The sequence below is a fragment of the Hydrogenobacter hydrogenophilus genome (genome assembly GCF_900215655.1).
GTDB classification, from domain to species: Bacteria; Aquificota; Aquificia; order Aquificales; family Aquificaceae; genus Hydrogenobacter; species Hydrogenobacter hydrogenophilus.
Window position 1 is genome coordinate 33,348 of record NZ_OBEN01000002.1, and the last position, 24,040, is coordinate 57,387.

Below are 24,040 nucleotides of genomic sequence, written 5' to 3' on the forward strand. Positions count from 1 at the left end.
CTAAGCCTTTTTCCTGTTAGTGATAAAGAGAAAGGTAAGGGTTATTACTATACTCAAGAGGCTTATATAGGAAGCCATTCTGAGGGCATCCTGCACTGCGTAAGTACCTGCTATCACATTCTGAAACTGTCCAAGAATTACTTTGTATCTGAAGGCATCAAGTCCAGAAAGCTTCTGCGCAATAACCATTGGGTACTTGGAACTCAAAACCGCTCTTATGCTGTTTATCTCGTCAAAGTGGAAAGCTCTTCTGGTCTCTAAGGTGTAGGTTGCCAAAGATGTGGCTATGGAGGCTCCCATGAGCCTTGCGTAGTTGTAAAGCGCTGTGCCGATAGGTATCTGTTGAGGTTTTAGGCTCTTAAAGGCAAGAGCGGTAAGGGGTGCGAAGAAAAAGCCCATAGCCATACCTATAAAGCACAGGAAAAAAGCCACTTTCCATCTGGGGGTGTAGTAGTCTATGTGCGACAAGAAGAAAAACAGGGTCAAAAATAGCACGCTCTGGGATATAAGTAAGAGAAGCTTAGGCTCTATCCTGTCGCTCAGCCTACCCCCTATCAAAGCAAAGGTGGCAAGCAAAAAGGCGTACCACAGGAAAGTTAGACCAGCCTGAAAGGTAGGCACATTCTTTAGGCTCTCAAGGTATATGGGCATGATGTATATAACTTGGAAGAACACAAAGCCGTATATGGTGACAAAGGTGATTATGGCGTAAAGGTAGTTGGGTTCTCTAAAGATGGAGTAGTCTATGAGTTTGTTCTTCCCCAAAAGCTCTGAGAGCACAAAGAGCAAGAAGGAAAAAACCGCAACGCAGAAGGCTACAAAGGTTTTCATAGAGTAGAACCAACCCCAGCTCTCTCCTTTGGAGAGAAACACTATAAAGGATATGGATGATATGGACAGGAACACAAAGCTCGGCAGGTTAAAGGGTACTTTTGCCCTGTTTCCTATCTCTGGGAGCATAAAGTAAGCTACTGGCAGGAGGATCACCACCACAGGAACATTCATGTAGAATATCCAACGCCAAGAGAAATACTCTACCATGTACCCGCCCACCGTGGGACCAAGCCCCGGTGCAAAGGCTACCGCCATGGCGTAAAACCCCATAGCGGTGCCCCTTCTCTCTGGTGGAAAAAGGTTAAAGAGTATAGCTTGAGAGGAGGGTATGAGAAGCCCTTCTCCTATACCCTGTAGGAATCTAAATACTATCATCTCTTCAAGGCTTCCTGCCTGTCCTGAGAGAGCACTACCCAAGCTAAAGGTAGCCAAGCCTATAAGGTAGGTTTTCTTGAGACCAAGGCGAGAGCTTATTGAGTTGAAGGCTATTATAGTTATGGCAGTGGCAGTTATGTAGCTTATGGGGACCCACTCAATGCCGTATATGTCTGTCTGCAAAGGTGCGATCATCTTGGGTATGGCCACATTAGTGCTTGTTATACCAAGAACCGCCAGAAAGGTCCCAAGGACTATCAGGAGCGTGTAGAACCAGACCATCTTGTCATCCTTCTGTAAGAAAACTCCAAGAGTAGGTAAAAGATGGGTATGGCTCCCAAAAGTCCCCAAAAGCCAGCGGAGAGAAAGGTACTGCTAAAGGCATCAGAGTAAGCATAAACTTGCTCTATCCCGTAAAAGAAAGCCTTAGCTTTGTTCTCGTAGTTATGCACAAAGGGCATAAAGGTGCTGTAAAGCCTCTCAAGGTAAGACATAACGGAACTGTAATCTTGTATTTCGTTGGTTTTGTTGAAGTTCTCCCACATATAGCGCTGAAGGTCGTTGGTGGCAAGGGCAGTACCAAAGGAACCGCCCACAAACCTAATGTAGTGCATAAGGCTAACCCCCAGTGTGGTTTTCTCTCCGAGCTTTTTGAGGGCAAGGTTAGTAATGGGAGCGAAGAAAAAGCCCATGCCTATGCCTAGCGGGATCATTTTTAGGGAGGCTTCCCAGGCAGGCGTAAAGTAGTTTAGGGTAGGAAGCAACAGGAAAGCAGAAGAAAGGTAAAAGGCAACCGCAACAGTCAAAGACAGAAGCTCAGACTTTTTATCTCCTAAGATGCCTGCTATGGGAGAAGAGAGGCCTATGGCAAGAGCCAGGGGGAGTATGTGTGTGCCTGTCTGAAAAGTGCCTACGAGCTTTAGATTCTCGTAATAAAGGGGTATAAGGTAAAACACTTGGTACATGGAAAAGCCAAGCAAAAAGCAATACACCGTAATTGCTACTACAAACTCCTTTATGCGGAATATGGAAGGGTCAATGAGAGGATGCTTTGAGGAGAGCTCAGAGAGTAGGAAAAAAAGGAAGGAAAATATGGATATTAGGGATGTGTAGAGTATGAGGTCTGAACTGAACCAACCTAACTGCTGTCCTTTGCTGAGGGTTATCAGCAAAGAAGTTGTGGCGCATGATATAAACAAAAAAGACAGGAAGTTAAACTTACCGTGAGTGTTTTGAGGTTTATACTCTGGCAAGAAAAACAGACTGAGAGCCAAGTTTAAGACACCAACAGGGACGTTTATGTAGAATATCCATCGCCAATTTATGTGTTCGGTTATGTATCCACCCAAGGTAGGACCCAAAGCAGGTGCAAAGCTCACACCAAGCCCGTATATACCCATGGCAAGCCCGCGCTTCTCTGGAGGGTACGCACTAAAAAGAAGTGCCTCTGCGCTCACAACTATCAGAGCTTCTCCCAGACCCTGAAGGGACCTACTGCTTATCATCCAGTCAAGGGTATGCGCCTGTCCAGAAAGAAAGGAAGCCACCACAAAGAGAAACAAACCACCTACAAACACCTTCTTTAGACCAAGGACTCTCTCCAAGCTTTCAACAAGGAGGATACCAACTGCAGCGGCCATCATATAAGAGGTGATAACCCACTGAACACCATAAAGGTCAGTGCTAAGAGGTGCCATCATCTTGGGAACTACTGTGTCCACTATGGTTGTGTCCAGTATAGCCATAAATACGCCCAGCATCAGGGAGAAGGTCAGGATCACTCTCTCGCCAGTGCTAAGGGTCTCGTGCAGTGGTTTTTCTTCCATTATCTCTTCCTCTGTATTTCCACCTCACCACCCATGCCGACCCTCAGAAGGGACATATCACCTTTGGTTATCCTTATCTTTACGGGTATGCGCTGGACTACCTTGGTGAACTCACCCGCAGACACATCGCGCGGAACCAGTGCAAAAGTTGCTGCGGAAGCTGGGCTTATCTCTTCTACCACACCCTCAAACACTTTGTCTGGGTAAGCATCCAACCTTATGTAAGCCTTACAACCCTTCTCTACACCCTTTAGCTTGGATTCCTCCAAAAGCACATCCACATACATGGAGTCTGGCTTTACTATTGCATACACGGGCATGCCTGGACTTACCACATCTCCTACGCTTACATACTTCTTTGCCACTATGCCATCAAAGGGGGCGGTGAGCTTTGTGTTTTCAAGGTAATTCTTTACTAACTCTTCCTGCTTTTTTAGGCTCTCTATCTCCTTATTAAGTGCCTCTATCTGGGATATTAGCTCCTTCTCCTTCAGGAAAGATATGCGCGAAAGTTTTACACCCTCTAAGCTCTTTTTGTAGCTCAGGTTTAGCTCCTCAAGGGATCTCCTTATGGATTCCGCTTGGTCCTTCAGGACTGAGTAGCGAGTCTCTGCCTCTTCGTACGTCCTTTTGGGTATCACGCCCTTTTCTAGCAGATTTTTGTAGCGATCTCTGTCTTTTTTTGCAAGCTCAAGCTGTGCCTGTACCTGTGCCAGCTGGCTCTCTAAGGACTGTCTCTTTTTTTCTACTTCTCCTGCGCTAAGGGTGGATATGGAGTAGTTCGCAACGAGCTCCTCAGAGACCCTCTTTAGCTGGATCTCAAGCTGTTCTCTCTGGGCTTTTAGGCTCTCTATCTTTGCCTGTATGTTCTGTAGGTTAAGCTCGTAATCTGTTGGGTCTATCTGTGCTATCACCTCACCCTTGCTAACTCTGTCTCCCATGTTTTTGTATAGCTTTATGACCTTCCCAGAGACCTTCTGAAAGCCCACATTGGATAGCTCATCCGCTTTGACAAAGACCGCATCTGTTATGGCATACTCTATGCGATGTTTTATCCACCTGAAGGCAAGGATCGCAAAGATCACTATAAGTAAAAGAACAACAACTATGCCCACCTTTCTCTTCATCTGAGACCTCCTACAGCACGCATAAGTTCGTAGTAAGCCTTTAAGTATTCGTAGTAAGATATAACCTTGTTTTTTCTTGCCTGTGTGAGACTCGCTTCAGCAAGAAGAAGGTCTGTAGAACTTATGATCTGATTTTTGTATTGCTCCTCTGATAGTTTGTAAAACTCTTCTGCATATTTAAGTGAGTCTTCCGCTACTTTCATATTGTCTCTTGCTGTAAGCAGGTTTTCGTAAGTTTGCTTTACTTCAAGCCTGAGGTTTTCCTTTGCGTTCTCAAGCTCCCACTTAGCTCTTAGCTCGTCCTCCACCTTTGAGAGCACCCTATAGTAGGGTTCTGTAGACTGGAAATCAACGTTTAGACCCACAGAAAGCGCATAGACTCCCTTTGGGCTTATGATGGGGTTTTGGTCAGAGTAGGTGTATTGGGCTTGTACAAAGACCTTGGGCAGGTACTTGCTTCTTTCTATCTCTGTGAGCCTGCGCGCTTGAACTACCCTTTCTGAATACACGCGCAGTATGGGTCTGTTCTCCAGCGCCATCTGGTATAACTTTTGGAAGCTCTCTGGTGTGTAGCTAACGCTTTTGAGAGGCTCAAGGTCCTTCAGACTGTCTTCTTTTATGCCTGTGAGCTTTGAAAGGTTAGCAAGTGCTATGCTGTAGTTTCCCTCCGCCTGCCTTAGGTCCCTTTGGACTTCTGCGAGCCTCACCTGAGCCTGTAGCACATCCGTTATAGCTACCAGACCCTCCTTGTAAAAAGCCTTAGCTCTCTCATACTGTGCCCTTATAGCCTCAAGCTGTTTACTGTAGATTTCCACTATGTCCCTTGCGGAAAGCACATCCAAGTAAGCCTTTATAACTCTTAACTTTATGTCTTGGATCTTCTCCTCGTAGAGAGCCCCCTGGAGTCTAACTTCGGAACTGGAAACCCCTATCCTGCCCTCTCTTGCACCCCCATCGTAGAGGACCTCCCTTAGCCCAGCGCTAAAGTTCTTATAGCTGATCTTTGCAGAATCTACTGCCAAAGGAGGAAAACCGTCAAAGGCTGGAATGTTTAGCTTTTGCTTGCTGGACAGTCTGTTGAAAGAAAAGTTCAGAAAGACCTCTGGCAGGTATAGGCTTGTGTCCCCTTTCAAGTTGTAAAAGGCGGACTTTATGGCATGCTCCTGAGCCTTTAGCTCGGGATTGCTCTCTTGGGCACTCTTTATAGCATCCTCCAACGTTAGACAAAAGCCTAAGGAGAAACTAAACAGAAGTAGAGCCAACCTCATGCTTTTACCCCCTTTAGTATCACATCAATGCCCTCTTCTACCATGCTTAGTATCTCCTCAAGGGGCATATTGCCTTTGAGCAGGTAGTCAAGATACACTATCCTTACATATCCCATGAGTATGTTAACAATGTTTTCTGCATTTTTGTAAGCAAATTTCCCACTTCTAATCCCTTTTTCTGCTATAACTCTTAAAAGTTTTCTCACCTTTTTATTCTTCTCAAAGTACATCTCTCTGAACTCTTCGTTGGTAGCCACAAGCTGGAACAAGAATATGTAAGCGATGGGTTTCTCCTCGTACATTATCCTAAAAAACTCAAGGGTAGCGTCCTTTATTATCTTTTCCACATCGTCATCTTTGCGTGCGTATTCTTCCAAAAGGTTTAGGACCTTCTCCGACATGATTCTTACAAGCTCTTTGAAGATGTCCTCCTTGCTCCTAAAATACAGGTAGAAAGTGCCCTGAGAGAGCCCCGCATCAGCCACTATATCAGACACTTTGGTTTCGTAGTAGCCTTTTTGGGAAAAGAGCTTCTTAGCAGAGGAGATGAGCTTTTCCCGTGTATCCATCATTTGGTAAGCCTATCTATTTCCGCTATAGTGCTCATATACTGGTAGAGGACCAAGTAATAGTTCTGAAGTGTTTGGTTGTAGTTGTTTCTGGCATCTAAGACCTCAAGCTGACTGCCCACGCCGTATCTGTAGCGCTCAGTAGATAACTTCAAAGATTCCTTTGCTGCTTCCAAAGAAGCTTCCACCGCCTTTAACTGAGCCCTTAGGGACTTAAGATCCTCTAAATTTTTCTTTAGCTGAGCCTTCTGGTTGTAAAGAAGGTCAATAAAGTTTTCTTTTTGCTTAAGGTAGTCTATGTTTGCTTGAGCTACATTTGCAGACTTCTGAAAGCCATCAAATATGTTGTACTGAAGCTGAAAGCCAAAGGTATAGCCCTGTATCCACTCGGTACCACCCATTAAACTACGCCTTCCAGTGCTTCCCTGATATGTCAAAAAGCCAGATAGCGTAGGGTAGTAAGAGTCCTTGGCTAAATCTATACGCTTTTGGTACACCTCAAGGTTCTTTTTTGCCACAAGAAGAGTGGAGTTCCTCTCAAGGAGAAGCTTTTCTAATTTATTGTAGTCCTCCTCAAAGGGCACTAACTGCAAACTACCCTCTGGTTCCACATCCTCATCGATCCTCAGGTAAGCCTTAAAGTCCTCTAAGGATTTCTTGTAATCAGACAGAGCCTGTTCGTACTGGGCTTTTGCACTCTCAAGCTGTGCCTTGCTTCTTAGCAAATTCACCATGGGTATAACCCCAGCCTTGTATTGGGCAGAAGTCAGGTTGTAGTTCTCTTCCCAGTAAGATATGTTCTGCTTGTATAGTTCCACCAATTGCTTTTTGTACAGCAGAGCGTAAAAGAGGTTTTTGGTCTGTAGCTCCACCGTTCTTTTTATGTCCTCAAGCAAGTAGGACTGAAGGTCTTTTGAAAGTTTTGCGAGCCTAAGGGCATCAAACACGGACTTGTCAAATATGGCTTGGTTTAGCTGTAACAGGTAAGACTGCCTGTTTTTTGGAGTAAAACCAAAAGCTAAAGAACTGTCTAATCTTGTATAGGAGTAGCTGGCATTTATTTGGGGGAGTATGCCTGCCCGAGCCTTTTTTATGTCCTCTTCTACCCTTTTGAGATCAAGCTCGGATAACCTGATGTTGGTATTGTTCTTTAGAGCTATGTTTATGGCTTCCTCTAGAGTGATGCACCATCCAAAGGATACCCAAAGAAATAAAAAGATCACAAGCCTCATTTGACTTTCACCTTGCTTGTCTGGTTAAGGAGGTATGCGTTTTCAACCGCCACTTGGTCACCTTCTTTTAGGTCACCTTTTACATACACAAAGCCTTCTTCCTGCTTTAGTATCTGCACCTTTACTGGGCTCACTCTGTTGCCTTCTACCTTCCAAACTGCTTTCTCGTTGCCTATGAGCACCACCGCCATCTCTGGGACTTTAAAAGCCACTGTAGAGGATGTGGGTATCTTTACTTTTGCGTACATGTTGGGTTTAATCTTTCCATCTTGGTTTTTCACAAGTGCCTTTACCGTTATGAGCCTGTTGGCATCCGCAGAAGGAGACAAAAATATCACTTTACCCTTATAACTGCCTATACCCTCCACATCAAGATACACCTCAGAACCCATCTTCACACTGGAAATTATCTCCTGTGGCACTTGAAAGACCACCTTTATAGGATCAAGGGTAACTATCCTAAAGGCTTGAGACTGAGGGGTTATGTAATCACCTACATTTATAAACTTCTGAGCTATGTATCCAGAAAAGGGAGCTCTAAGCACTGTCCTATAGAGCTGAGTCTGTGCATTCCTCAGCTGGGCTTCTATAGCAGAGATCTGATCTTGATAAACCTTTAGCTGGGTGCTTGCGTTTTCAAATTCCTCCCTTGCTATCAGGTTTTGCTCGTAGAGGAACTTTCTCCTCTCATATATGGCTTTTTGGTTTTCGTAATTGGCTTTTGCCTGCATAAGGTTTGCCTTTATCTGGTTTAGAGCGTTTTGGTAGTCCGTGGGGTCTATCCTTAGAAGGGGTTGACCCTTTTTTACAAAGCTCCCTTCATCTACCAAAAGCTCAAGCACCCTTCCGCTCACCTCTGGCCTAAGTATCACATCCCTTATACCCTCAAAGTAGCCGTTTGTGGTATAAAACACTTCTATCTCTTGGGGTTTCACATAGTAGATGCTTATGGGTATGCTCTCCTCCTTCTTTTGGCCCTGGACTTTTTCCTCCCTGCTACAGCTTCCCAAAAGAAATAGTGCTATGAGTAAAAACCATCTTACCATACCCATAATTATACACCATACTGACTAGTCAGTCAGTTATAATATAAACCCATGTACAGATTTTTTATACACAGGCCAGTGACCACCATTATGTTCATGATGTCCTTTGTGCTTTTGGGATTGTATATCTACAACAGAATACCTGTAGACAGGCTTCCCAATGTGGACTTTCCTGTAGTTAGTGTTAGCACCACTTATCCGGGAGCTAATCCAGATGTAGTGGATACCAACGTCACTAGATACATAGAAGACGAAGTTTCCACCATAAGCGGTATAGATGCCATAGTTTCACAGAGCTATGCGGGTTTATCAAGCGTTAATATCATCTTTAACCTTGATAAGAACATAGATATAGCTGCACAGGAAGTAAGAGACGCAGTGCAAAGAGCCTACAGGCGTATGCCTTCTGGTATAGACCCACCAGTGGTTAGGAAGGTTAATACGGGCAGTTTTCCCATACTTGCCATACATCTACACTCAAATAGCGTGGATTACCAGACTCTTGCATACTATGCGGACAAGGTGGTAAAGAGAGAGTTCCAAAAGATAAACGGCGTGGGCGATGTGGGTATAGGAGGCTTTAGGGACAATGTGCTTTGGGTGAGGCTCTATCCAGGGAGGCTATACTCTTATGGCATAACTCCGGTGGATGTGCTAAACGCAGTTGTTAAAAATCACCTTGAGACACCTGCGGGAGCTATCTACGGCAAAGATAAGGATTACATCATAAGGCTCTATGGAAAAGTTAAAGACCCAAAGGAGCTTGAAAACACTTATATAAAAGGAAATATAAAGCTCAGAGATGTGGGCTATGTGGAATTCACAGAGGACGAAAAGAGAGGAGTAGCAAGGTTTAAGGGCGAGCAATCCATAGCCCTCATTATATACAAACAATCGGGATTTAACACAGTGAAGGTAGCAGATGCGGTCAAGCAAAAGATGGAGGAGCTAAACCAAAAACTCCCTCCTGGCATGCACATGGACATAACCTTTGATGCCAGCGTGTTTCCCAAAGAGAGCGCAAAGGCAGCTATAGAAGAGATAGCAATAGGTAGTTTTCTTACTGGTCTTGTTGTGTTTCTCTTTTTAGGAAGTCTGAGGCTCACTCTAATTCCTGTGATTGCCATACCCATCACCCTTTTCAGTGCCATCATATTCCTTTACTATACAGGCAACTCTCTTAACACCTTCACCCTGCTGGCTCTTGCGGTAGCGGTGGGTATAGTCATAGATGACGCCATAGTGGTCATTGAGAGTATATACAGAAGAAGAGAGGAGGGCATACCTCCCATACAAGCTGCGGAGGTGGGCACTCGGGTTGTAGTGTTTGCTCTTTTGGCATCTACCGCATCCTTGGTGATAGTGTTCTTACCCATCATATTCCTAAAGGGCGTGGTAGGCAGTTTCTTTGGAAGCTTTGCTCTCACCCTTGCGGTGGCAATAGGTGTCTCTTACATAGTAGCCATAAGCTTTACTCCCATGGCAGGCGCAAGAATGATAACGCAGACAAAAGAAAACATCTTTATGCGCATCTACAGCAAGTTTGAGGCTTTCTTTGATAGATTGCTAAGATGGTCCTTAGATCACAAGCTTGTGGTGATATCTTTCTCATTGCTCACCGTGCTTTTGGGCTTTATGTTTGTGAAGTTATCAAAAAAGGAGTTTTTCCCAACCACGGACGAAGGCGCTTTCATAGTGAGGTTTGAAACACCCATAGGCACTTCCTTTGACTTTACTGACCAAAAGGCAAAGGAGGTGGAAGCCATCCTTCTGAAAAATCCCTACATAGACAGATTTGGTATTGCTATAGGTCAGGGCGTTGCAGGAAGGCCTGATGTGAATGGCGGACAGGCTTTTATCTTTCTCAAAGACAGATCAGAAAGACCTCACCAAAAGATCATCATGAACCAGCTTAGGCAGGAACTATCCAAAATAAAGGACATAAGAGTAAGCGTGGAAGCCTTCCCCATAGTTATGTCTGCAGGAAGACAGACAGATATAACTTATGCCATAAGAGGTCCATCTTTGGAGGAGCTCCAAAAGATATCCCAAAAGATGGTCTCAGAGTTTAGAAACAGACCGGGCTTTAAGGATGTGGATACAGACCTTAGGCTCAACGAACCTCAGATAAAGATAAGTGTTGATAGGGCAAAGCTTGGAGACTTGGGCATATCCGTTGAAGACGTGGGCACTACCCTTAACATACTCTTTGGAAAGTACAAGTTTGGCACATACGAAGTGGGAGGAGAAAGCTACGACGCTTATATAAAGGCAGACCCCCAATTCTTAGAAAATTGGCAGAACCTAAATAAGGTCTTTTTGAGAACCAAAGATGGCGGACTTATACCACTAACCCAGGTAGTGAACCTGCAGATAGCACCAGGATATCACGTCATAAACAGGTATGACAGACAATACTCCTTTACCTTCTACGCTAACCTGTCTGGAAAGTCTCTTGGAGATGCCACTGCGGAAGTTGAGTCTTGGCTTAGGAACAACCTACCACCGGGCTACACCTTTCAAGCAGTGGGCCAAACCAAGGAGTTTGCACGGGCTTTTAGGGGATTGGCTTTTGCCATGTTAGTGGCTCTCATAAGCATATACATGGTGCTTGCCAGCCTTTTTGAGAGCTATAGACATCCCTTTACGGTGCTATTGACTGTGCCTCTTAGTCTCTCTGGAGCGTTTGGTCTCCTTTACCTGACGGATACCTCTCTTAGCGTACCCTCTTACTTTGGGATCATCCTCCTAATAGGCATAGTGGTGCGCGATGCGGTCCTCTTTATAGAGAGGATCATACAGCTCAGAGAGGAAGGCTATGAAACCAGAGATGCCATTCTTCAGGCAAGAAGAGAGAGACTAAGACCTATACTTATGACTACCATGACCATAGTTTTTGCTCTTCTTCCTGTATCTCTTGGTCTTACCGCAGGCTCAGAACTCAGGCAACCCTTAGCCATATCCGTCATAGGTGGTATAGCCTCCGCACTGCCACTGAGCCTTCTGGTACTCCCTATAGTTTATGAGCTCTTTGATAGCATAAGGATAAAAAGGCGCTAAGGCTGAGCTTTTATACCGTACTTTTCAATCTTCCTGTAGAGGGTTCTAAGAGGTATACCCAGTATTTCCGATGCGAGCTTTTTGTTGTAATTTACCTCTTTTAAAACCTCCTCTATCTTTTTCCTTTCAAGCTCTTTCAGAAGTTTGTGCTCTTCAATATTCAGAAAAGAAAGATCATCCTCATCTAAGTATTCATCATCACAAAGCAAGCAAGCTCTCTCCATTATGTTTTTTAGCTCTCTTACATTTCCCGGAAAGTTGTACGACAACAGCAGTTTTTCTGCTTCCTTTGTAAGACCCTTTATATTTTTGGAATACTTTGCAGAGAACTTCTTTAAAAAGTGCTGTGCAAGGGGTATCATGTCTTCCTTTCTTTCTCTGAGAGGTGGTATGTGGAGCTCAAAGGTATTTAGTCTAAAGTAAAGGTCCTCCCTGAACTTACCCTCTTTTATGAGTTCCTTAAGGTTTCTGTTTGTTGCACTTATAATTCTCACATCGCTTTCTATCTCTTTTCTTCCACCTACCCTATAAAACTTTTTGGTCTCTATAGCTCTCAGAAGCTTAGCCTGAAGGGAAGGTTCTATCTCACTTATTTCGTCAAGAAAGAGCACACCGCCATCTGCAAGCTCAAAAAAGCCCTCTTTGGAAGAACCAGCACCTGTAAAAGCACCCTTTTCATATCCAAATAGCTCTGCCTCAAGAAGGTCTTTGGGTATAGATGCTATGTTGATGGCTATAAAGGGTTTTTCTCTTCTATCACTTGTAGAATGGATTATCCTTGCTATCAACTCCTTGCCTACACCCGTCTCTCCTACTAAAAGCACAGGGCAATCACTACAAGCTATTTTTTCTACAGTTTTTAGTAGCTCTCTCATTTTAGGACTTTCAAAGACAAACTCTTCTTCTGTTAAGTTTCTTTCTCTTTTAAAAAGCTTGTTTTCTTTCTTTATCATCAAGGACTGATAGGCTTTTTCAAGGGTAGTTTCTATTTCCTCAAGAGTACACGGTTTTGTAAGAAAGTCGTAAGCTCCCTTTTTCATGGCTTCTACCGCAACCTTAACCGTGCCATGCCCTGTTAGCACTATGACTTCCGAAAGGGGTTGGGAGAGTTTTGCACTTTCAAGGATCTGCATACCGTCCACATCGGGAAGTAAAAGATCAAGCAAAATCAGATCAAAGCTCTGTCTTTCTAAGAGTTCAAGTGCTTCACTACCGTTCTCTGCCAGATAAACTTTATAGCCTTTATCCTCTAAGTACTCTTTGAGCAGTCGTCCTAAGTCATGTTCATCTTCTACTATTAGGAGTTTCATCTTTGTCAAACTTCTTTGCCTCAAGCCACAGTGCATCCGTCTCTTCAAGACTCATACTTTTTAGTTCTCTACCCATCTGTTTTGCTTTCTCTTCCATATACCTGAACCTTCTTTCAAACCTGTCGTTGGCTTTTTGAAGTGCCATTTCCGCATCCAGTTTTAGCAGTCTGCAAAGCTCTACTACCGCAGTTAGAACATCGCCAACCTCGTGCTCTATGTTTTCTCTATTTCCTTCCTTTAAAGCCTCTTTGAGCTCTTGGATCTCTTCCTGAAGCTTTTCAAGCACCTGATCTGTATTTTCAAAATCAAAGCCTACCAAGCTCGCTCTGTCTTGGAGTTTCTGAGAGCGCATCAAGGCTGGCATATTCTTTGGTATGCCATCAAGGACACTTTCCCTATTCTTTACCTTTTTCTCTTCCCATTTTTTGAGCACCTCATGTGCAGGCTCGCATCCAAACACATGAGGGTGTCTCTCTACAAGCTTTTCTTTCAGATGCTTTACCACATGGTAAAAGGTGAAAGCTCCCCTCTCTTTTGCTATCTGTGAGTGTATAAGCACCTGAAGAAACACATCTCCCAGCTCTTCCAAAAGGGCCTTGTCATCTTTTTTATCTATAGCGTCCAACAGCTCGTAAGTTTCTTCTATAAGATACTTTTTTAGACTCTCGTGAGTTTGAGACCTGTCCCAAGGGCACTCCCTTCTTATCCTCTCCACAACATCTAAGAGGGCTTTGATCTCATCCATGTTCTACTTTAAAAACATACGAAGTAAGTATCCAAAAAGCAAGCCGGCAAAGAAAAAGAGTAGTACGAGAAGTCCCAAGGGCATAGGGTATGTGGTGTATATGTATTCTCCCATCTGTGGAGTAAGCAAAAGACTAATGGGTTGGTGGTTCAAAAACACCAAGTAAGCAGAAACACCAAGTATAATCAAAAAGAGCACAAAATAAACTACGAACCTCATCTTATCTCTCAGAAGTGTACATCGCAGATCTGCTCGTACTCTATAAGCTCCTTTATGCTTGCCTTCTGGCTACAGAGGGGACAAGAAGGATCTTTACGAAGCTTTACCTTCCTAAAGTCCATGGATAGGGCATCCATGATAAGAAGCTTACCTACCAAAGGTTCACCTATGCCCAAAAGAAGCTTTATGGCTTCCGTTGCCTGAATGCACCCCATGATTCCACCTATAGAGCCCAAAATACCTGCCTCTTGACAGCTTGGCACAAGCCCTGGAGGGGGTGGTTCTGGAAACAGGCATCTATAACATGGTGAGTGCTCTTTGTCTCTGAAGTCAAAAACGGTGATCTGCCCTTCAAACCTGAGCATAGCAGCAGAAACCAAAGGTTTGTTTGCAAAGTAGCACGCATCGTTTATGAGGAATCTGGTGGGAAAGTTGTCTGTACCGTCAAGTACTACATCGTAATCCTTTATTATGTCCATAATGTTGCTTTTGTTGAGCATAGTGTTATAGGTTATGACCTTCACATCAGGATTTAGTTTTTCCACAGTCATGCGGGCGGATTCCACTTTGGGAATGCCCACTCTTTCAGTGTCGTGAAGTATCTGTCTCTGAAGGTTTGAGAAGTCTACCACATCAAAATCAACAATACCTATGGTTCCCACACCAGCTGCAGCAAGGTAGAAAATAGCGGGAGAACCCAAACCTCCAGCACCTACTACAAGAACTTTTGAGTTCAGCAGTTTTTCCTGTCCCTTACCTCCAACTTCTGGTAGGATAATGTGCCTTGCGTATCTCTTTATCTGCTCCTCAGTAAACTTAAACATAAGAATTAATTATAAGGCTTTTTTGTTGAGCGTGATATAAAATATCCTATATTTTATGGAAGGTTTTAAGTTTAGAGATCAGCTCAGAGGTGTGGAGTTAGAGTTTGCCATACTACCTTCAGAGAAATTGACCATTCCCTCTATACAGAGGGAAATTTCTGAAAATCACATCAAAAGACTTATGGAATCCATAGAGAAACTGGGATTTATAGAACCCCTCTCTGTTGTACCAGATGGTAAAGGGTCTTATGAAGTTATCAACGGACAGCACCGTCTTCTTGCAGGGCGTCAGCTTGGTATAACTGAGTTTCCAGTTATAGTGCTTCCCCCAGAATACAAACAGCACATAATAGCTCTTAACATAGAAAAAGCTCCTTCTCTGAAGGACAAGGCTCATCAAGCTTACGAGATATTTTTGGAATACCTCAATAGCGCACCAGAAACCCCAGAGTATAAGTTAGAAAGGCTCATAGAGGAAGCATACCTTATAACAATAGGCTTTATAACGGATAGGATAGGTGATAAAAAGTTTCCGGGCTATGCCTTTGAAAAGGTACTGAAGAAGTTAGATTATTTCCTTGAACAGCCCATATCCCAAGCTCAGAAAGAGAGAGAAAACAGAGCCAACCTGCTTCTAAAAGCAAAGGAAGTTTTAAACAAGCGGTACGAAGAGTTGCAGATGAAAAACCCACTTCAAAAGGAGGCTATAGTAAGCAAGGCTTTTCAGTCCCTTTACGGAAGGTATGTGAGAAGTATCACAGATGACTTCCATACAGTTATTGAAAGGCTCATAGATGCTATACAGAAGGTAAGTCTTGAAGAGATACAGATAGAGGAATTTTAACCTATAATATGTAAAATGATTTCCGTAGTTATACCCGCTTATAACGAAGAACAGAATATTCCCATACTTTATCAAAAGCTTACCCAAGTGCTTGAAGGTAAAGATTACGAGATCATATTTGTTGATGATGGTTCTGAAGATGGCACTTTTAATGTGTTGGAAAAGATAGCTAACAAGGATAAGAGGGTAAAAGTTATACGCTTTAAGAGAAATTACGGACAGACCTCCGCTATGTATGCAGGCTTTCAGCATGCAAAGGGTGATGTGATAATCACTATGGATGCGGACCTACAAAATGACCCTGAGGACATTCCTGCTCTACTTAAAAAGCTTGAGGAAGGCTATGACCTTGTGAGCGGATGGAGAAAGGACCGCAAAGATCCCTTTTTATCAAGAAGACTTCCTTCCATGATAGCCAATTGGATCATATCTAAAGCTACGGGTGTCCATTTACACGACTATGGGTGCACTCTAAAGGCTTATAGAGCAGAGCTTTTAAAGGAGCTTGAGCTTTACGGTGATATGCACAGGTTTTTGCCTGCTCTTACAAAAAGACAGGGAGCAAAGATAACAGAGATAGTGGTAAGACACCACCCAAGGCTTTATGGTAAGTCCAAGTACGGTATAGGCAGAACCATTAGAGTTATACTTGACATACTTTTGGTGAAGTTTTTAAACGAGTACATAAACAAACCCATGTATGTGTTTGGTACTGCAGGTTTTGTCCTTTTTTCAATTGGTATGTTGGCACTTTTTTATCTTACTTTTCTGAAGCTTTTTGGAGAGGATATAGGAAGGAGACCTCTGCTTATTCTGAGCGTGCTCCTTATACTTGCAGGTATACAGCTGATATCCACGGGAATATTAGCTGAGATGATGATAAGGATATACTACAGGATAAAAGAGGAAAAGCCGTATATTATAGAGAAGACTATAAACCTCTAAAGGATCATACCGTCCCTTAATCTGATGATCCTACTGAAAAACTTGCTAAGTTCTGTGTTGTGCGTTGCTACTACAAAGGTTATTCCCTTTTCTTGATTGAGGTGTTTAAAAAGTTCAAATATTCTCATCCCTTCCTCAAGGTCAAGATTGCCTGTGGGTTCATCTGCAAGGAGTATTTTTGGCTCTAACATAAGAGCTCTACCTATGGCAACTCTTTGCATCTGACCACCTGAGAGCTGGCTGGGTTTATGTTTGACTTTGTCTTCAAGCCTCAAAAAGTTAAGGATATCAAGAGCTTTTCTTTTCACATCTCTTATCCCTGCCATCTGTCCTATAATGACGAGGTTTTCCAGAACACTAAAATCTTCCAAAAGATAGTAAAACTGAAACACAAAAGCTATGTTTTTCTTTCTAAACTCTGCAAGATCGTCTTCTTCCATAGATGTGATCTCTCTACCCAATACCCAAACATTACCCTCCGTAGGCCTGTCAAGGCCTGCTATTAGGTGCAATAGACTGCTTTTGCCCGAACCAGAAGGACCCATAAGTCCACAGAACTCTCCCTCTTTAATGGTCAGGTTAATACCCTTTAGAGCCTTCGTGCCATCTGGATAGACCTTTTTAAGATTCACCACTTTTATAGCTTCACTCATTTCTGAGGATCTCCACTATACTCGTTTTACTAGCTCTGTAGGCAGGTAAAAGGCTTGCTATTAAAGAAAGGAAAAAGGCACCCATTATGGTTATGAATACATCTGACACTTCAAAGAATACAGGCACATGATCCATGAGATAAACATCCGCAGGCACTCTCACCAGTTTATACTCGTTGATGAGATAACCACCAAGCAGGGATAATAAAAGACCACACAGAGAGCCAAAAACACCAATGGTCATACCTTGAAAGAGAAATATCATAGCCACCTCTTTCTTCTTCATACCAAAGGTGCGAAAAATTGCTATGTCTCTGGTTTTTTCCTTTACCTTCATAAAAAGCAAGCTGGTTATATTAAAAGAAGCTACTATGACCATCAGAAGAAGGACAAAGAATATACCCACCTTTTCAAGCTGTAAGGCGTTAAAAAGGGGTTTGTTAAGGTCTATCCACGAGCGCACTATTACATTAGTGCCCAGCTCCTTTTCTATCTGCTTTTTTATCTCTTGAGCCTTGTAAGGGTCTTGTAGATAAACTTCAAAACCGTAAAGTTGCCACTGACTTCCAAAGAACTCTGTTGCGGAAGACATGCTCATAAGCACAGTAAGATAGTCTTGATCAAAAGTACCCGTTTGAAAGATGCCGTCCACTCTGAAATGTCCCACCTTGGGTAAAAAGCCAAAAGGGGTGCTTCTACCCACAGGGGAAACTAAGGTTATTTCCTGTCCCACCTTTATACCCATAATGTCTGCAAGCCCTTTTCCTATAAGCAAGCCACCTTTAAAAGATCCTTCCACAAGAAACCTCTTCTTTTGAAGCATGTCAGAGGGTCTCATTCCTTTCACACTAACACTCTGTAGAGAGTCGTCTTTTGATAGTATACCTTGATAAAGGACAACAGGATAAGCTCTTTTTATGCCTTCTGTGAGACTCAGCTTTTCCTCATACTCCTTTATGTTTTCGTCAGATGTAATGCTTATCACTATGTGAGGTGATGTGGAAAGAATTTTTTCTTTCAGAGCGTGCTGAAAGCCCGCAAAGACCCCCATAGTGAGTAAAATAGCGCAAACGCTGAGGATCACACCCAAAAGAGCTATTAAGGACACAAGCAAGGTAGATCCTTTGCTTGTCAGTACGTACTTGATAGATATGCGAATAATAGTTTTTAAAGACATAAACTCACCTGCCAAAATCAAGAAAGATCTTTGATGGGGTTACACCCTTTTGCTTTTGGTACTTACCACTGTAAGGTTTTTCCGCTTTTCTGTCTAACCTTGCCAAAACTATCTGGCATATCCTCATACCGGCATAAAGCTTTATAGGACAAGAGTTAGCATTGTAGAGTTCAAGGGTGATCTGCCCTTCAAAACCTGCATCCACCCAACCAGCGTTTTCTATAAAGAGTCCCAGTCTTCCCAAAGATGAGCGCCCTTCCACAAAGGCTGTTATGTCCTGCGGAAGCTTTATATACTCGTTGGTGGTAGCAAGAACAAATGCCTTTGGCTGTATTATAAAACCTTCGTCTGGTATAGACACCTTCTCAACTGGTATATCCTCTTGCATCACATCTATGTAGTTTGCTCTGTAAATTAGCACTTCTCTGCCAAGAGTGAGGTCCACAGAAGATGCCTGCACATGACTTGGAGAGTAAGGCTCTATAAGGAGCTCTCCTTTTAAAATTAGCTCTTTTATGGTAGCATCACTTAATATCATGTCTTTACACATGGGGGTGGAGGGACTCGAACCCTCACGGGGGTTACCCCAGGGGATTTTAAGTCCCCGGCGTCTGCCAGTTCCGCCACACCCCCATTACTTAAAATTATACAGCACATGGTAAAATGATTATGATGACTCCGGAGGAACAACTCCAGCTTATAAAAAAGGGCACTGTGGAGATCATAGAAGAGGAGGAACTTCTGAAAAAGTTAAAGAGTGGAAGAAAGCTAAAGGTAAAGGCAGGCTTTGACCCTACCGCTCCTGACCTTCATCTTGGTCATACTGTTTTACTCCAAAAGCTAAGAACTTTCCAAATGCTTGGACATGAGGTTTACTTCGTCATAGGGGACTTTACCGCTATGATAGGGGACCCAACCGGTAGGCTTGAGACAAGGCCTCCACTCACAAAAGAACAGGTACTTGAAAATGCAAAGACTTACGAACACCAAGTGTTTAAAGTGCTTGATCCACAAAAGACCAACATAGTGTTTAACAGCACTTGGCTCTCTGAGCTTGGTGCGGAAGGTATTATAAGGCTTGCGGGTAAATACACTGTTGCAAGAATGTTAGAAAGGGACGATTTTTCAAAAAGATACAAAGAAGGTATTCCCATATACATACATGAGTTTCTCTATCCGCTACTTCAAGGCTACGATTCTGTGTTTCTCAGGGCTGATGTGGAACTTGGTGGTACAGATCAAAAGTTTAACCTTTTGGTGGGAAGGGACCTGCAAAGAGACGCAGGACAAGAGCCTCAGGTGTGCATAACACTGCCACTTCTTGTGGGACTTGACGGTGTTAAGAAAATGTCCAAGTCCTACGGAAACTATGTGGGCATAACAGAAGACCCAAACACCATGTTTGGCAAGATCATGTCCATTTCTGACGAGCTCATGTGGGAGTATTACACGCTTCTTACCGATTACACCCAGGAAGAGATAGAGCGTATGAAAAGAGAACTACATCCTATGTCTGCGAAGAAAAAGCTTGCACACTACATAGTTGCCAGATACCACTCAAAAGAAGATGCAGACAGAGCCCTTGAGTTTTTTGAAAAGACCTTTTCAAAGAGAGAGTTTCCCGAAGATGCACCTGTGATAAAGGTCCCCATGGGACTAAGGAAAAAGGCTTACGAGCTTCTTTACGAGCTTGGTATAGAGGAAACGAAAAACTCCGCCAGAAGGGTCATTCAGGGAGGGGGTCTTAGGATAAACTTTAGAAAGGTTCAGGACGAAAACGAAGAAATAGAAGTAAACCAAGAGCTAAAACTTCAGGTAGGTAAAAAGCGCTTTTACAGGATAGTGCCCTCCTGATGAGATTAAAGGATATTGATGAAAAGATAAACTACCTTGATTCAATAAAAAAGTACATAAACGCCATGAATCTTCTTTCCGTAAACAGATACAGAAGGTACTATGCAGAGCTAAGCGCTCAGTACATGTACTTTCTAAGGCTTAAGGAGGTGCTTGGAACACTCGTATACCTATACAAGGGAGGTCTGCTTAATCTGAGAAGGGAGGAGAAAAGTATGTGTCTCATCCTTTTGAGTACGGATAGAGGTTTTGTGGGAAACTTTAATGAGATTTTAGTGAAAAAAGTCCTTGACTTTTTAGAAAAAACATCACTTGAGCTAAAAAGGTTTATAATTTTAGGCAAAAGAGGTTCAGAGTACTTTAAAAATAGGGGAGGTGTAGAAATATACACAGATGTGTTTAAGAAAGATGTGGATTGGCATAAGGCTCAGGAGATATTTCAGAGCGTAGTGGAACAGTACATGATGAACTACTACGATGTGGTTTATGTAGCCATTAACAGACCTGTAGTAAAAGGTGTGCTGTATGCAGAGAAAACCGAAAAAGAAGAAAAAGCGGTAAAAAGAGAAAGAGTTCAAGTAGGAGAGGTATTTTATGAGCTTTTTAAAAGAGCCACACCTAAAGTACCTTTGGCTATAGGACACATAACTTCCTACAGACCTCAAGTGGTAAAGATTATCCCTCCAGTTTTAGAAGGCTCTTACATAAAGGATAGTGTTATGAACTTTGAAGGTGATGAGGAGCTTATACTTAAGGAAGTCTTGAGACTTTACCTAAGCTTTCTTTTTAAAGAGATCTTTTTGGAACATTTTTCCGCAGAACTTTCCGCAAGGTTTATCAAAACCAGAGAGATCATAAAATCTATAGACAGAAAAAGATCAAATCTTAGCTTTCAAAGAAACAAAATAAGACAGGAGAAGATAAACAACGAGCTCATAGACCTTGTAAATATTCACATGGCTTTTAAGGAAAGGCTATTTAAAGATGTTTATGATGCATCTTATACCTTAGAGGTGAGTGAAATTTTCAATGAAGAGAATGTTGAATATTTAAAAGAAAGGCTCGGAATAAGAAAGGTCTTAAGAAGAAAGGACATTACAGGGTTTAGGGTTTTCTCAAAAAACTCCCTTTATGACTTTACTATTGAGGGTTTTTTCCGTTTATTTGAGTGGTAGGCACGGGCGGACTCGAACCGCCGACCTCCGCCTTGTAAGGGCGGCGCTCTCCCTACTGAGCTACGCGCCTTAGTGATCATTATAACCCAAAAATCTAAATTTGCTAATTATAATATACAAGGTATAGCGGGTGTGGCGGAACTGGCAGACGCGCAGGACTTAGGATCCTGTGGCCTTTGGGCCGTGAGGGTTCGACTCCCTCCACCCGCACTTGAGGTTAATATGAGGGTGCTTGCTGTTGGCGATATAATAGGCAAACCTGGTAGGAAAGCTCTCAAATATGTACTAAGGGGCTACAGAGACTTAGTGGACTTGGTTATAGTTAATGTAGAAAACTCCGCTGGTGGTTTTGGTATAACTAAAAAGGTTTACGAAGAGCTAAAGTCCATGGGTGTTGATTTTATGACCTCGGGCAATCACATATGGGACAAAAAGGAGGTTTATGAGTTCATAAACAGCGCGCCAGACCTGCTAAGACCTGCCAACTATCCACAAGGTGTACCGGGTAGGGGATACGGTATTTTTGAGAAAAAGGGTGTAAGGTTTGCTCTCATAAACCTTATGGGTAGGTCTTTTTTGGACTCAAATCTTGAAAATCCCTTTGCGACCTTTGACAAAATTTACCGAGAGGTTTCTCAAGAAACCCCAATTATCATCGTTGATTTTCATGCGGAAACCACTTCAGAAAAGTGGGCTTTTGGTATCTACGCCGATGGGAGGGCAAGTCTTGTGTACGGAACTCATACACATGTACCCACGGCAGATCAAGTAATACTTAAGGGAGGAACTGGTTATATAACCGATGTGGGGATGAGTGGATGCTGGTATTCAGTCATAGGTATGAAGCCAAACGCGGTGATAGAAAGATTTATAAAGGGAATACCTCAAAAGTATGAGGTGGAAGAAAAAGAAGACCTTGTTTTCAACGGTATCTTAGTAGATATAGATGAGCTTTCTGGTAAGACACTAAGGATAGAGAGACTCCAACAGTACATAAAAAAAGATCAGCTGGCAGAGGTAATGGTTTGAAAAAAGACATAGTGATCTGTATAACAGGTGCCAGCGGTAGCGTGTACGGATACAGGCTCCTTGAACTTCTCTATCCAGACTTTAATGTGCACCTTATTGTATCTCCCTCAGGATACTTAGTTTTGAAAGAAGAGCTCGGACTCACAAAAGAAGACCTTCTTAAAAAGTTCCCTCAGATAAACCTAATACCTGCTGGGAAGATAGATAGTCATATAGCCAGCGGTTCGCGCCTTGTCTCTTACAAGGGTGTGATAGTGGCTCCCTGTTCCATGAGCACTCTTGGGTGTATTGCAAATGGAATAAACCAAAACCTCATACACAGGACATGTGAAGTGGCACTAAAAGAGCGTGTGCCTTTGGTGCTTCTTCTGCGCGAGATGCCCTATTCCATCATACACATAGAAAACATGCTCAAAGTGGCAAAAGCTGGAGCGGTTGTTATGTCTGCAAGCCCAGCCTTTTACCACAAGCCTCAGAGCCTTCAGGATATGATAGACTTTGTGGTGGGTAAGGTGTTAGATAGCCTTGGCATAACACACCATCTATACAGGAGATGGAGAAGTTAAAAACTTCCTCATCAATGAAGGTATTAAGTAGCCAAGAATACTAAAGAGCAAGCCCACCAACAAGGCATACTCCTGATCAAATAAATAGAGCAAAAGCCACGCAATAAAACCGCAGAGCATGGATGCCATAGCACTGGTGCTGTTAGAACCTTTAAAGTACAAACCTGCCACCAACGGCACAAACAGAGACACAAGACTAAGAGCGGAAGAGCTTCCCACAAGTTCGTATATGGACTCTCCCATAAAGGCAAAGGTTAAAGAGATAAGAGCAACTGCTAATATACAAGCTCTTGTGATCCACAAAAAGGCGCTATCTGACAATTCCTTAAAAAGGGGCTTTATCAGGTTTTCACTCAGCACTGCAGAAGGTGCAAGAAGGGCACCGCTTGCGGTGCTCATTATGGCAGAAAGAAGAGCACCTACAAAGAGGATCTGCGTTAGCATACTTGTGTGTTCCATTACCATGCGTGGCAGAAGCAGTTGGGTATCTGTAGACAAAAGCTCCGGATAGTAGGTCTTAGCAAAGAGGGCTAAAATCAAAGGTATCATAGCAACGGTGAGATACATAAATCCCGCCACAAAAGAGGAAAGCACCGCCACCCTTTCAGACCTTGAAGACATAACCCTTTGAAAAACATCCTGTTGGGGTATAGACCCTAACCCTATGGTGATCCAAGCGCTGATGTAGTAAAGAATGTCTTTGAGATTGTTATCCGGAAAGAATTTGTAAAACCCTGGTGGCTGGTTTTTAAGGACTGTGGTTATCTGAGAAAAACCGTTAGAGACCTCATAAAGAGTAAGCAAAAGTCCCACCACTATCATAATGGTTTGTATGAAGTCTGTAAGAGACACCGCCCACATACCACCCAAAAATGTGTAAAAGAGTACTACACCAAAGCCTATAAAAATGCCTAACTCTCTGGGTATGCCAAGAGCAACTTGCATGATGATACCTATGGCAACCATCTGTGCTGCAACCCATCCTAAGTAAGAGAGAGCTAACATAAAGCTTGCCACTATCTCTACTTTTCTGCCATACATGGCACGATAAAAATCACCAAAGGTAAGCAGGTTCATCCTGTAAAGAGGCTTTGCAAAGAAAAGACCCACAAGAAAGAGACATAAAGATGCACCAAAAGGATCTTCTATAACACCGTAGAGCCCATCTTTGGCTATCTTTGAAGATGCACCCAAAACAGTTTCTGAACCAAACCAAGGGGCAAAGAGAGCGCTTGCGGATATGTAAAGGGGAAGTCCACGTCCTGCAAGAAGAAAATCCCTGGTGTTTTTGACCCACTTGCTCGCTAATATCCCAATTCCTATGGTAATTATCATGTAAAGAAGCACAAACAGAAGCATCAT

At 43.0% G+C, this 24,040-nt stretch carries 22 protein-coding genes and 3 tRNA genes; 8 read left to right on the forward strand and 17 right to left on the reverse strand.

The window, feature by feature from the left end:
• Genes CP948_RS02865 through CP948_RS02895 form a run of 7 tightly spaced genes read right to left on the reverse strand, consistent with a single transcriptional unit; the run spans position 1 to position 8,283 of the window.
• Complete coding sequence (locus tag CP948_RS02865) at positions 1 to 1,491, reverse strand: DHA2 family efflux MFS transporter permease subunit (protein ID WP_096600918.1); 1,491 nt, start codon at positions 1,489 to 1,491, stop codon at positions 1 to 3.
• Positions 1,467 to 3,035 carry a DHA2 family efflux MFS transporter permease subunit gene (locus tag CP948_RS02870; RefSeq protein WP_096600920.1) on the reverse strand — a complete coding sequence of 523 codons (1,569 nt, stop codon included), beginning with the start codon at positions 3,033 to 3,035 and terminating at the stop codon, positions 1,467 to 1,469. Before CP948_RS02870 ends, CP948_RS02865 begins: the two co-directional genes overlap by 25 nt.
• The gene (locus tag CP948_RS02875; RefSeq protein WP_096600922.1) at positions 3,035 to 4,162 is read right to left on the reverse strand and encodes an HlyD family efflux transporter periplasmic adaptor subunit; all 1,128 of its coding nucleotides are present in this window, start codon (positions 4,160 to 4,162) and stop codon (positions 3,035 to 3,037) included. Before CP948_RS02875 ends, CP948_RS02870 begins: the two co-directional genes overlap by 1 nt.
• Positions 4,159 to 5,430, reverse strand: a complete 1,272-nt coding sequence (locus CP948_RS02880) for a TolC family protein (protein ID WP_096600924.1) — start codon at positions 5,428 to 5,430, stop codon at positions 4,159 to 4,161. Before CP948_RS02880 ends, CP948_RS02875 begins: the two co-directional genes overlap by 4 nt.
• Entirely contained in the window at positions 5,427 to 6,002 is a 576-nt protein-coding gene (locus tag CP948_RS02885) for a TetR/AcrR family transcriptional regulator (protein ID WP_245810062.1), read from the reverse strand. Before CP948_RS02885 ends, CP948_RS02880 begins: the two co-directional genes overlap by 4 nt.
• On the reverse strand, positions 5,999 to 7,231 hold the full coding sequence (locus CP948_RS02890) for a TolC family protein (protein ID WP_096600926.1): 1,233 nt from the start codon (positions 7,229 to 7,231) through the stop codon (positions 5,999 to 6,001). The genes CP948_RS02885 and CP948_RS02890 overlap by 4 nt, the downstream gene beginning before the upstream one ends.
• Positions 7,228 to 8,283 carry an efflux RND transporter periplasmic adaptor subunit gene (locus CP948_RS02895; RefSeq protein WP_245810063.1) on the reverse strand — a complete coding sequence of 352 codons (1,056 nt, stop codon included), beginning with the start codon at positions 8,281 to 8,283 and terminating at the stop codon, positions 7,228 to 7,230. The genes CP948_RS02890 and CP948_RS02895 overlap by 4 nt, the downstream gene beginning before the upstream one ends.
• Before the next feature lie 45 nt (positions 8,284 to 8,328).
• Here CP948_RS02895 and CP948_RS02900 point away from each other — a divergent pair, with 45 nt between their 5' ends.
• Positions 8,329 to 11,337: an efflux RND transporter permease subunit gene (locus tag CP948_RS02900; protein ID WP_096600928.1), complete on the forward strand. Its 3,009-nt coding sequence runs from the start codon at positions 8,329 to 8,331 to the stop codon at positions 11,335 to 11,337.
• On the opposite strand, the gene CP948_RS02905 is transcribed toward CP948_RS02900, so the two are convergent.
• Genes CP948_RS02905 through moeB form a run of 4 tightly spaced genes read right to left on the reverse strand, consistent with a single transcriptional unit; the run spans position 11,334 to position 14,435 of the window.
• Positions 11,334 to 12,647, reverse strand: coding sequence for a sigma-54-dependent transcriptional regulator (locus CP948_RS02905; RefSeq protein WP_096600930.1), 1,314 nt, complete (start codon positions 12,645 to 12,647; stop codon positions 11,334 to 11,336). The two genes, CP948_RS02900 and CP948_RS02905, sit on opposite strands and share 4 nt — an antisense overlap.
• Positions 12,622 to 13,392 (reverse strand): nucleoside triphosphate pyrophosphohydrolase, encoded by a 771-nt coding sequence (gene mazG / locus CP948_RS02910; RefSeq protein ID WP_096600932.1) that lies wholly within the window; start codon positions 13,390 to 13,392, stop codon positions 12,622 to 12,624. Before mazG ends, CP948_RS02905 begins: the two co-directional genes overlap by 26 nt.
• A 3-nt stretch (positions 13,393 to 13,395) precedes the next feature.
• Entirely contained in the window at positions 13,396 to 13,611 is a 216-nt protein-coding gene (locus tag CP948_RS02915; RefSeq protein ID WP_096600934.1) for a hypothetical protein, read from the reverse strand.
• A gap of 8 nt (positions 13,612 to 13,619) precedes the next feature.
• Positions 13,620 to 14,435, reverse strand: coding sequence for a molybdopterin-synthase adenylyltransferase MoeB (gene moeB / locus CP948_RS02920; protein WP_096600936.1), 816 nt, complete (start codon positions 14,433 to 14,435; stop codon positions 13,620 to 13,622).
• 55 nt (positions 14,436 to 14,490) lie between these two features.
• Here moeB and CP948_RS02925 point away from each other — a divergent pair, with 55 nt between their 5' ends.
• Together CP948_RS02925 and CP948_RS02930 are read left to right on the forward strand one after the other, a co-directional pair.
• Positions 14,491 to 15,279, forward strand: coding sequence for a ParB/RepB/Spo0J family partition protein (locus tag CP948_RS02925; protein WP_096600938.1), 789 nt, complete (start codon positions 14,491 to 14,493; stop codon positions 15,277 to 15,279).
• Between the two features lie 15 nt (positions 15,280 to 15,294).
• On the forward strand, positions 15,295 to 16,224 hold the full coding sequence (locus CP948_RS02930; protein ID WP_096600940.1) for a glycosyltransferase family 2 protein: 930 nt from the start codon (positions 15,295 to 15,297) through the stop codon (positions 16,222 to 16,224).
• On the opposite strand, the gene CP948_RS02935 is transcribed toward CP948_RS02930, so the two are convergent.
• From CP948_RS02935 to CP948_RS02950, 4 genes are all read right to left on the reverse strand, one after another.
• Entirely contained in the window at positions 16,221 to 16,877 is a 657-nt protein-coding gene (locus CP948_RS02935; protein WP_096600942.1) for an ABC transporter ATP-binding protein, read from the reverse strand. The genes CP948_RS02930 and CP948_RS02935 overlap by 4 nt on opposite strands.
• Positions 16,870 to 18,069, reverse strand: a complete 1,200-nt coding sequence (locus tag CP948_RS02940) for an ABC transporter permease (RefSeq protein ID WP_245810064.1) — start codon at positions 18,067 to 18,069, stop codon at positions 16,870 to 16,872. The genes CP948_RS02935 and CP948_RS02940 overlap by 8 nt, the downstream gene beginning before the upstream one ends.
• Positions 18,059 to 18,592: a dCTP deaminase gene (gene dcd / locus CP948_RS02945; RefSeq protein ID WP_096601275.1), complete on the reverse strand. Its 534-nt coding sequence runs from the start codon at positions 18,590 to 18,592 to the stop codon at positions 18,059 to 18,061. Before dcd ends, CP948_RS02940 begins: the two co-directional genes overlap by 11 nt.
• A gap of 11 nt (positions 18,593 to 18,603) precedes the next feature.
• Positions 18,604 to 18,687 (reverse strand) — tRNA-Leu (locus CP948_RS02950).
• A gap of 39 nt (positions 18,688 to 18,726) precedes the next feature.
• Here CP948_RS02950 and tyrS point away from each other — a divergent pair.
• Together tyrS and CP948_RS02960 are read left to right on the forward strand one after the other, a co-directional pair.
• The gene (tyrS, locus tag CP948_RS02955) at positions 18,727 to 19,908 is read left to right on the forward strand and encodes a tyrosine--tRNA ligase (protein ID WP_096601277.1); all 1,182 of its coding nucleotides are present in this window, start codon (positions 18,727 to 18,729) and stop codon (positions 19,906 to 19,908) included.
• Positions 19,908 to 21,083, forward strand: a complete 1,176-nt coding sequence (locus tag CP948_RS02960) for a F0F1 ATP synthase subunit gamma (protein ID WP_096600952.1) — start codon at positions 19,908 to 19,910, stop codon at positions 21,081 to 21,083. The genes tyrS and CP948_RS02960 overlap by 1 nt, the downstream gene beginning before the upstream one ends.
• Here the strand turns inward: CP948_RS02960 and CP948_RS02965 are convergent.
• A tRNA-Val gene (locus CP948_RS02965) sits at positions 21,078 to 21,153 on the reverse strand. The genes CP948_RS02960 and CP948_RS02965 overlap by 6 nt on opposite strands.
• Positions 21,154 to 21,209: 56 nt before the next feature.
• Here CP948_RS02965 and CP948_RS02970 point away from each other — a divergent pair.
• From CP948_RS02970 to CP948_RS02980, 3 genes are all read left to right on the forward strand, one after another.
• A tRNA-Leu gene (locus CP948_RS02970) sits at positions 21,210 to 21,293 on the forward strand.
• A gap of 12 nt (positions 21,294 to 21,305) precedes the next feature.
• Complete coding sequence (locus tag CP948_RS02975; RefSeq protein ID WP_096600955.1) at positions 21,306 to 22,112, forward strand: TIGR00282 family metallophosphoesterase; 807 nt, start codon at positions 21,306 to 21,308, stop codon at positions 22,110 to 22,112.
• Complete coding sequence (locus tag CP948_RS02980; RefSeq protein ID WP_096600957.1) at positions 22,109 to 22,678, forward strand: UbiX family flavin prenyltransferase; 570 nt, start codon at positions 22,109 to 22,111, stop codon at positions 22,676 to 22,678. The genes CP948_RS02975 and CP948_RS02980 overlap by 4 nt, the downstream gene beginning before the upstream one ends.
• On the opposite strand, the gene CP948_RS02985 is transcribed toward CP948_RS02980, so the two are convergent.
• Complete coding sequence (locus CP948_RS02985) at positions 22,655 to 24,040, reverse strand: high affinity choline transporter 1 (RefSeq protein WP_096600959.1); 1,386 nt, start codon at positions 24,038 to 24,040, stop codon at positions 22,655 to 22,657. The genes CP948_RS02980 and CP948_RS02985 overlap by 24 nt on opposite strands.

Excerpts from the sequence above, each read along its gene's own strand:
- CP948_RS02865 (WP_096600918.1), bottom strand. The coding sequence starts at position 1,491 with ATGGTCTGGTTCTACACGCTCCTGATAGTCCTTGGGACCTTTCTGGCG.
- CP948_RS02870 (WP_096600920.1), bottom strand. The coding sequence starts at position 3,035 with ATGGAAGAAAAACCACTGCACGAGACCCTTAGCACTGGCGAGAGAGTG.
- CP948_RS02875 (WP_096600922.1), bottom strand. The coding sequence starts at position 4,162 with ATGAAGAGAAAGGTGGGCATAGTTGTTGTTCTTTTACTTATAGTGATC.
- CP948_RS02880 (WP_096600924.1), bottom strand. The coding sequence starts at position 5,430 with ATGAGGTTGGCTCTACTTCTGTTTAGTTTCTCCTTAGGCTTTTGTCTA.
- CP948_RS02885 (WP_245810062.1), bottom strand. The coding sequence starts at position 6,002 with ATGATGGATACACGGGAAAAGCTCATCTCCTCTGCTAAGAAGCTCTTT.
- CP948_RS02890 (WP_096600926.1), bottom strand. The coding sequence starts at position 7,231 with ATGAGGCTTGTGATCTTTTTATTTCTTTGGGTATCCTTTGGATGGTGC.
- CP948_RS02895 (WP_245810063.1), bottom strand. The coding sequence starts at position 8,283 with ATGGGTATGGTAAGATGGTTTTTACTCATAGCACTATTTCTTTTGGGA.
- CP948_RS02900 (WP_096600928.1), top strand. The coding sequence starts at position 8,329 with ATGTACAGATTTTTTATACACAGGCCAGTGACCACCATTATGTTCATG.
- CP948_RS02905 (WP_096600930.1), bottom strand. The coding sequence starts at position 12,647 with ATGAAACTCCTAATAGTAGAAGATGAACATGACTTAGGACGACTGCTC.
- mazG (WP_096600932.1), bottom strand. The coding sequence starts at position 13,392 with ATGGATGAGATCAAAGCCCTCTTAGATGTTGTGGAGAGGATAAGAAGG.
- CP948_RS02915 (WP_096600934.1), bottom strand. The coding sequence starts at position 13,611 with ATGAGGTTCGTAGTTTATTTTGTGCTCTTTTTGATTATACTTGGTGTT.
- moeB (WP_096600936.1), bottom strand. The coding sequence starts at position 14,435 with ATGTTTAAGTTTACTGAGGAGCAGATAAAGAGATACGCAAGGCACATT.
- CP948_RS02925 (WP_096600938.1), top strand. The coding sequence starts at position 14,491 with ATGGAAGGTTTTAAGTTTAGAGATCAGCTCAGAGGTGTGGAGTTAGAG.
- CP948_RS02930 (WP_096600940.1), top strand. The coding sequence starts at position 15,295 with ATGATTTCCGTAGTTATACCCGCTTATAACGAAGAACAGAATATTCCC.
- CP948_RS02935 (WP_096600942.1), bottom strand. The coding sequence starts at position 16,877 with ATGAGTGAAGCTATAAAAGTGGTGAATCTTAAAAAGGTCTATCCAGAT.
- dcd (WP_096601275.1), bottom strand. The coding sequence starts at position 18,592 with ATGATATTAAGTGATGCTACCATAAAAGAGCTAATTTTAAAAGGAGAG.
- tyrS (WP_096601277.1), top strand. The coding sequence starts at position 18,727 with ATGACTCCGGAGGAACAACTCCAGCTTATAAAAAAGGGCACTGTGGAG.
- CP948_RS02960 (WP_096600952.1), top strand. The coding sequence starts at position 19,908 with ATGAGATTAAAGGATATTGATGAAAAGATAAACTACCTTGATTCAATA.
- CP948_RS02975 (WP_096600955.1), top strand. The coding sequence starts at position 21,306 with ATGAGGGTGCTTGCTGTTGGCGATATAATAGGCAAACCTGGTAGGAAA.
- CP948_RS02985 (WP_096600959.1), bottom strand. The coding sequence starts at position 24,040 with ATGATGCTTCTGTTTGTGCTTCTTTACATGATAATTACCATAGGAATT.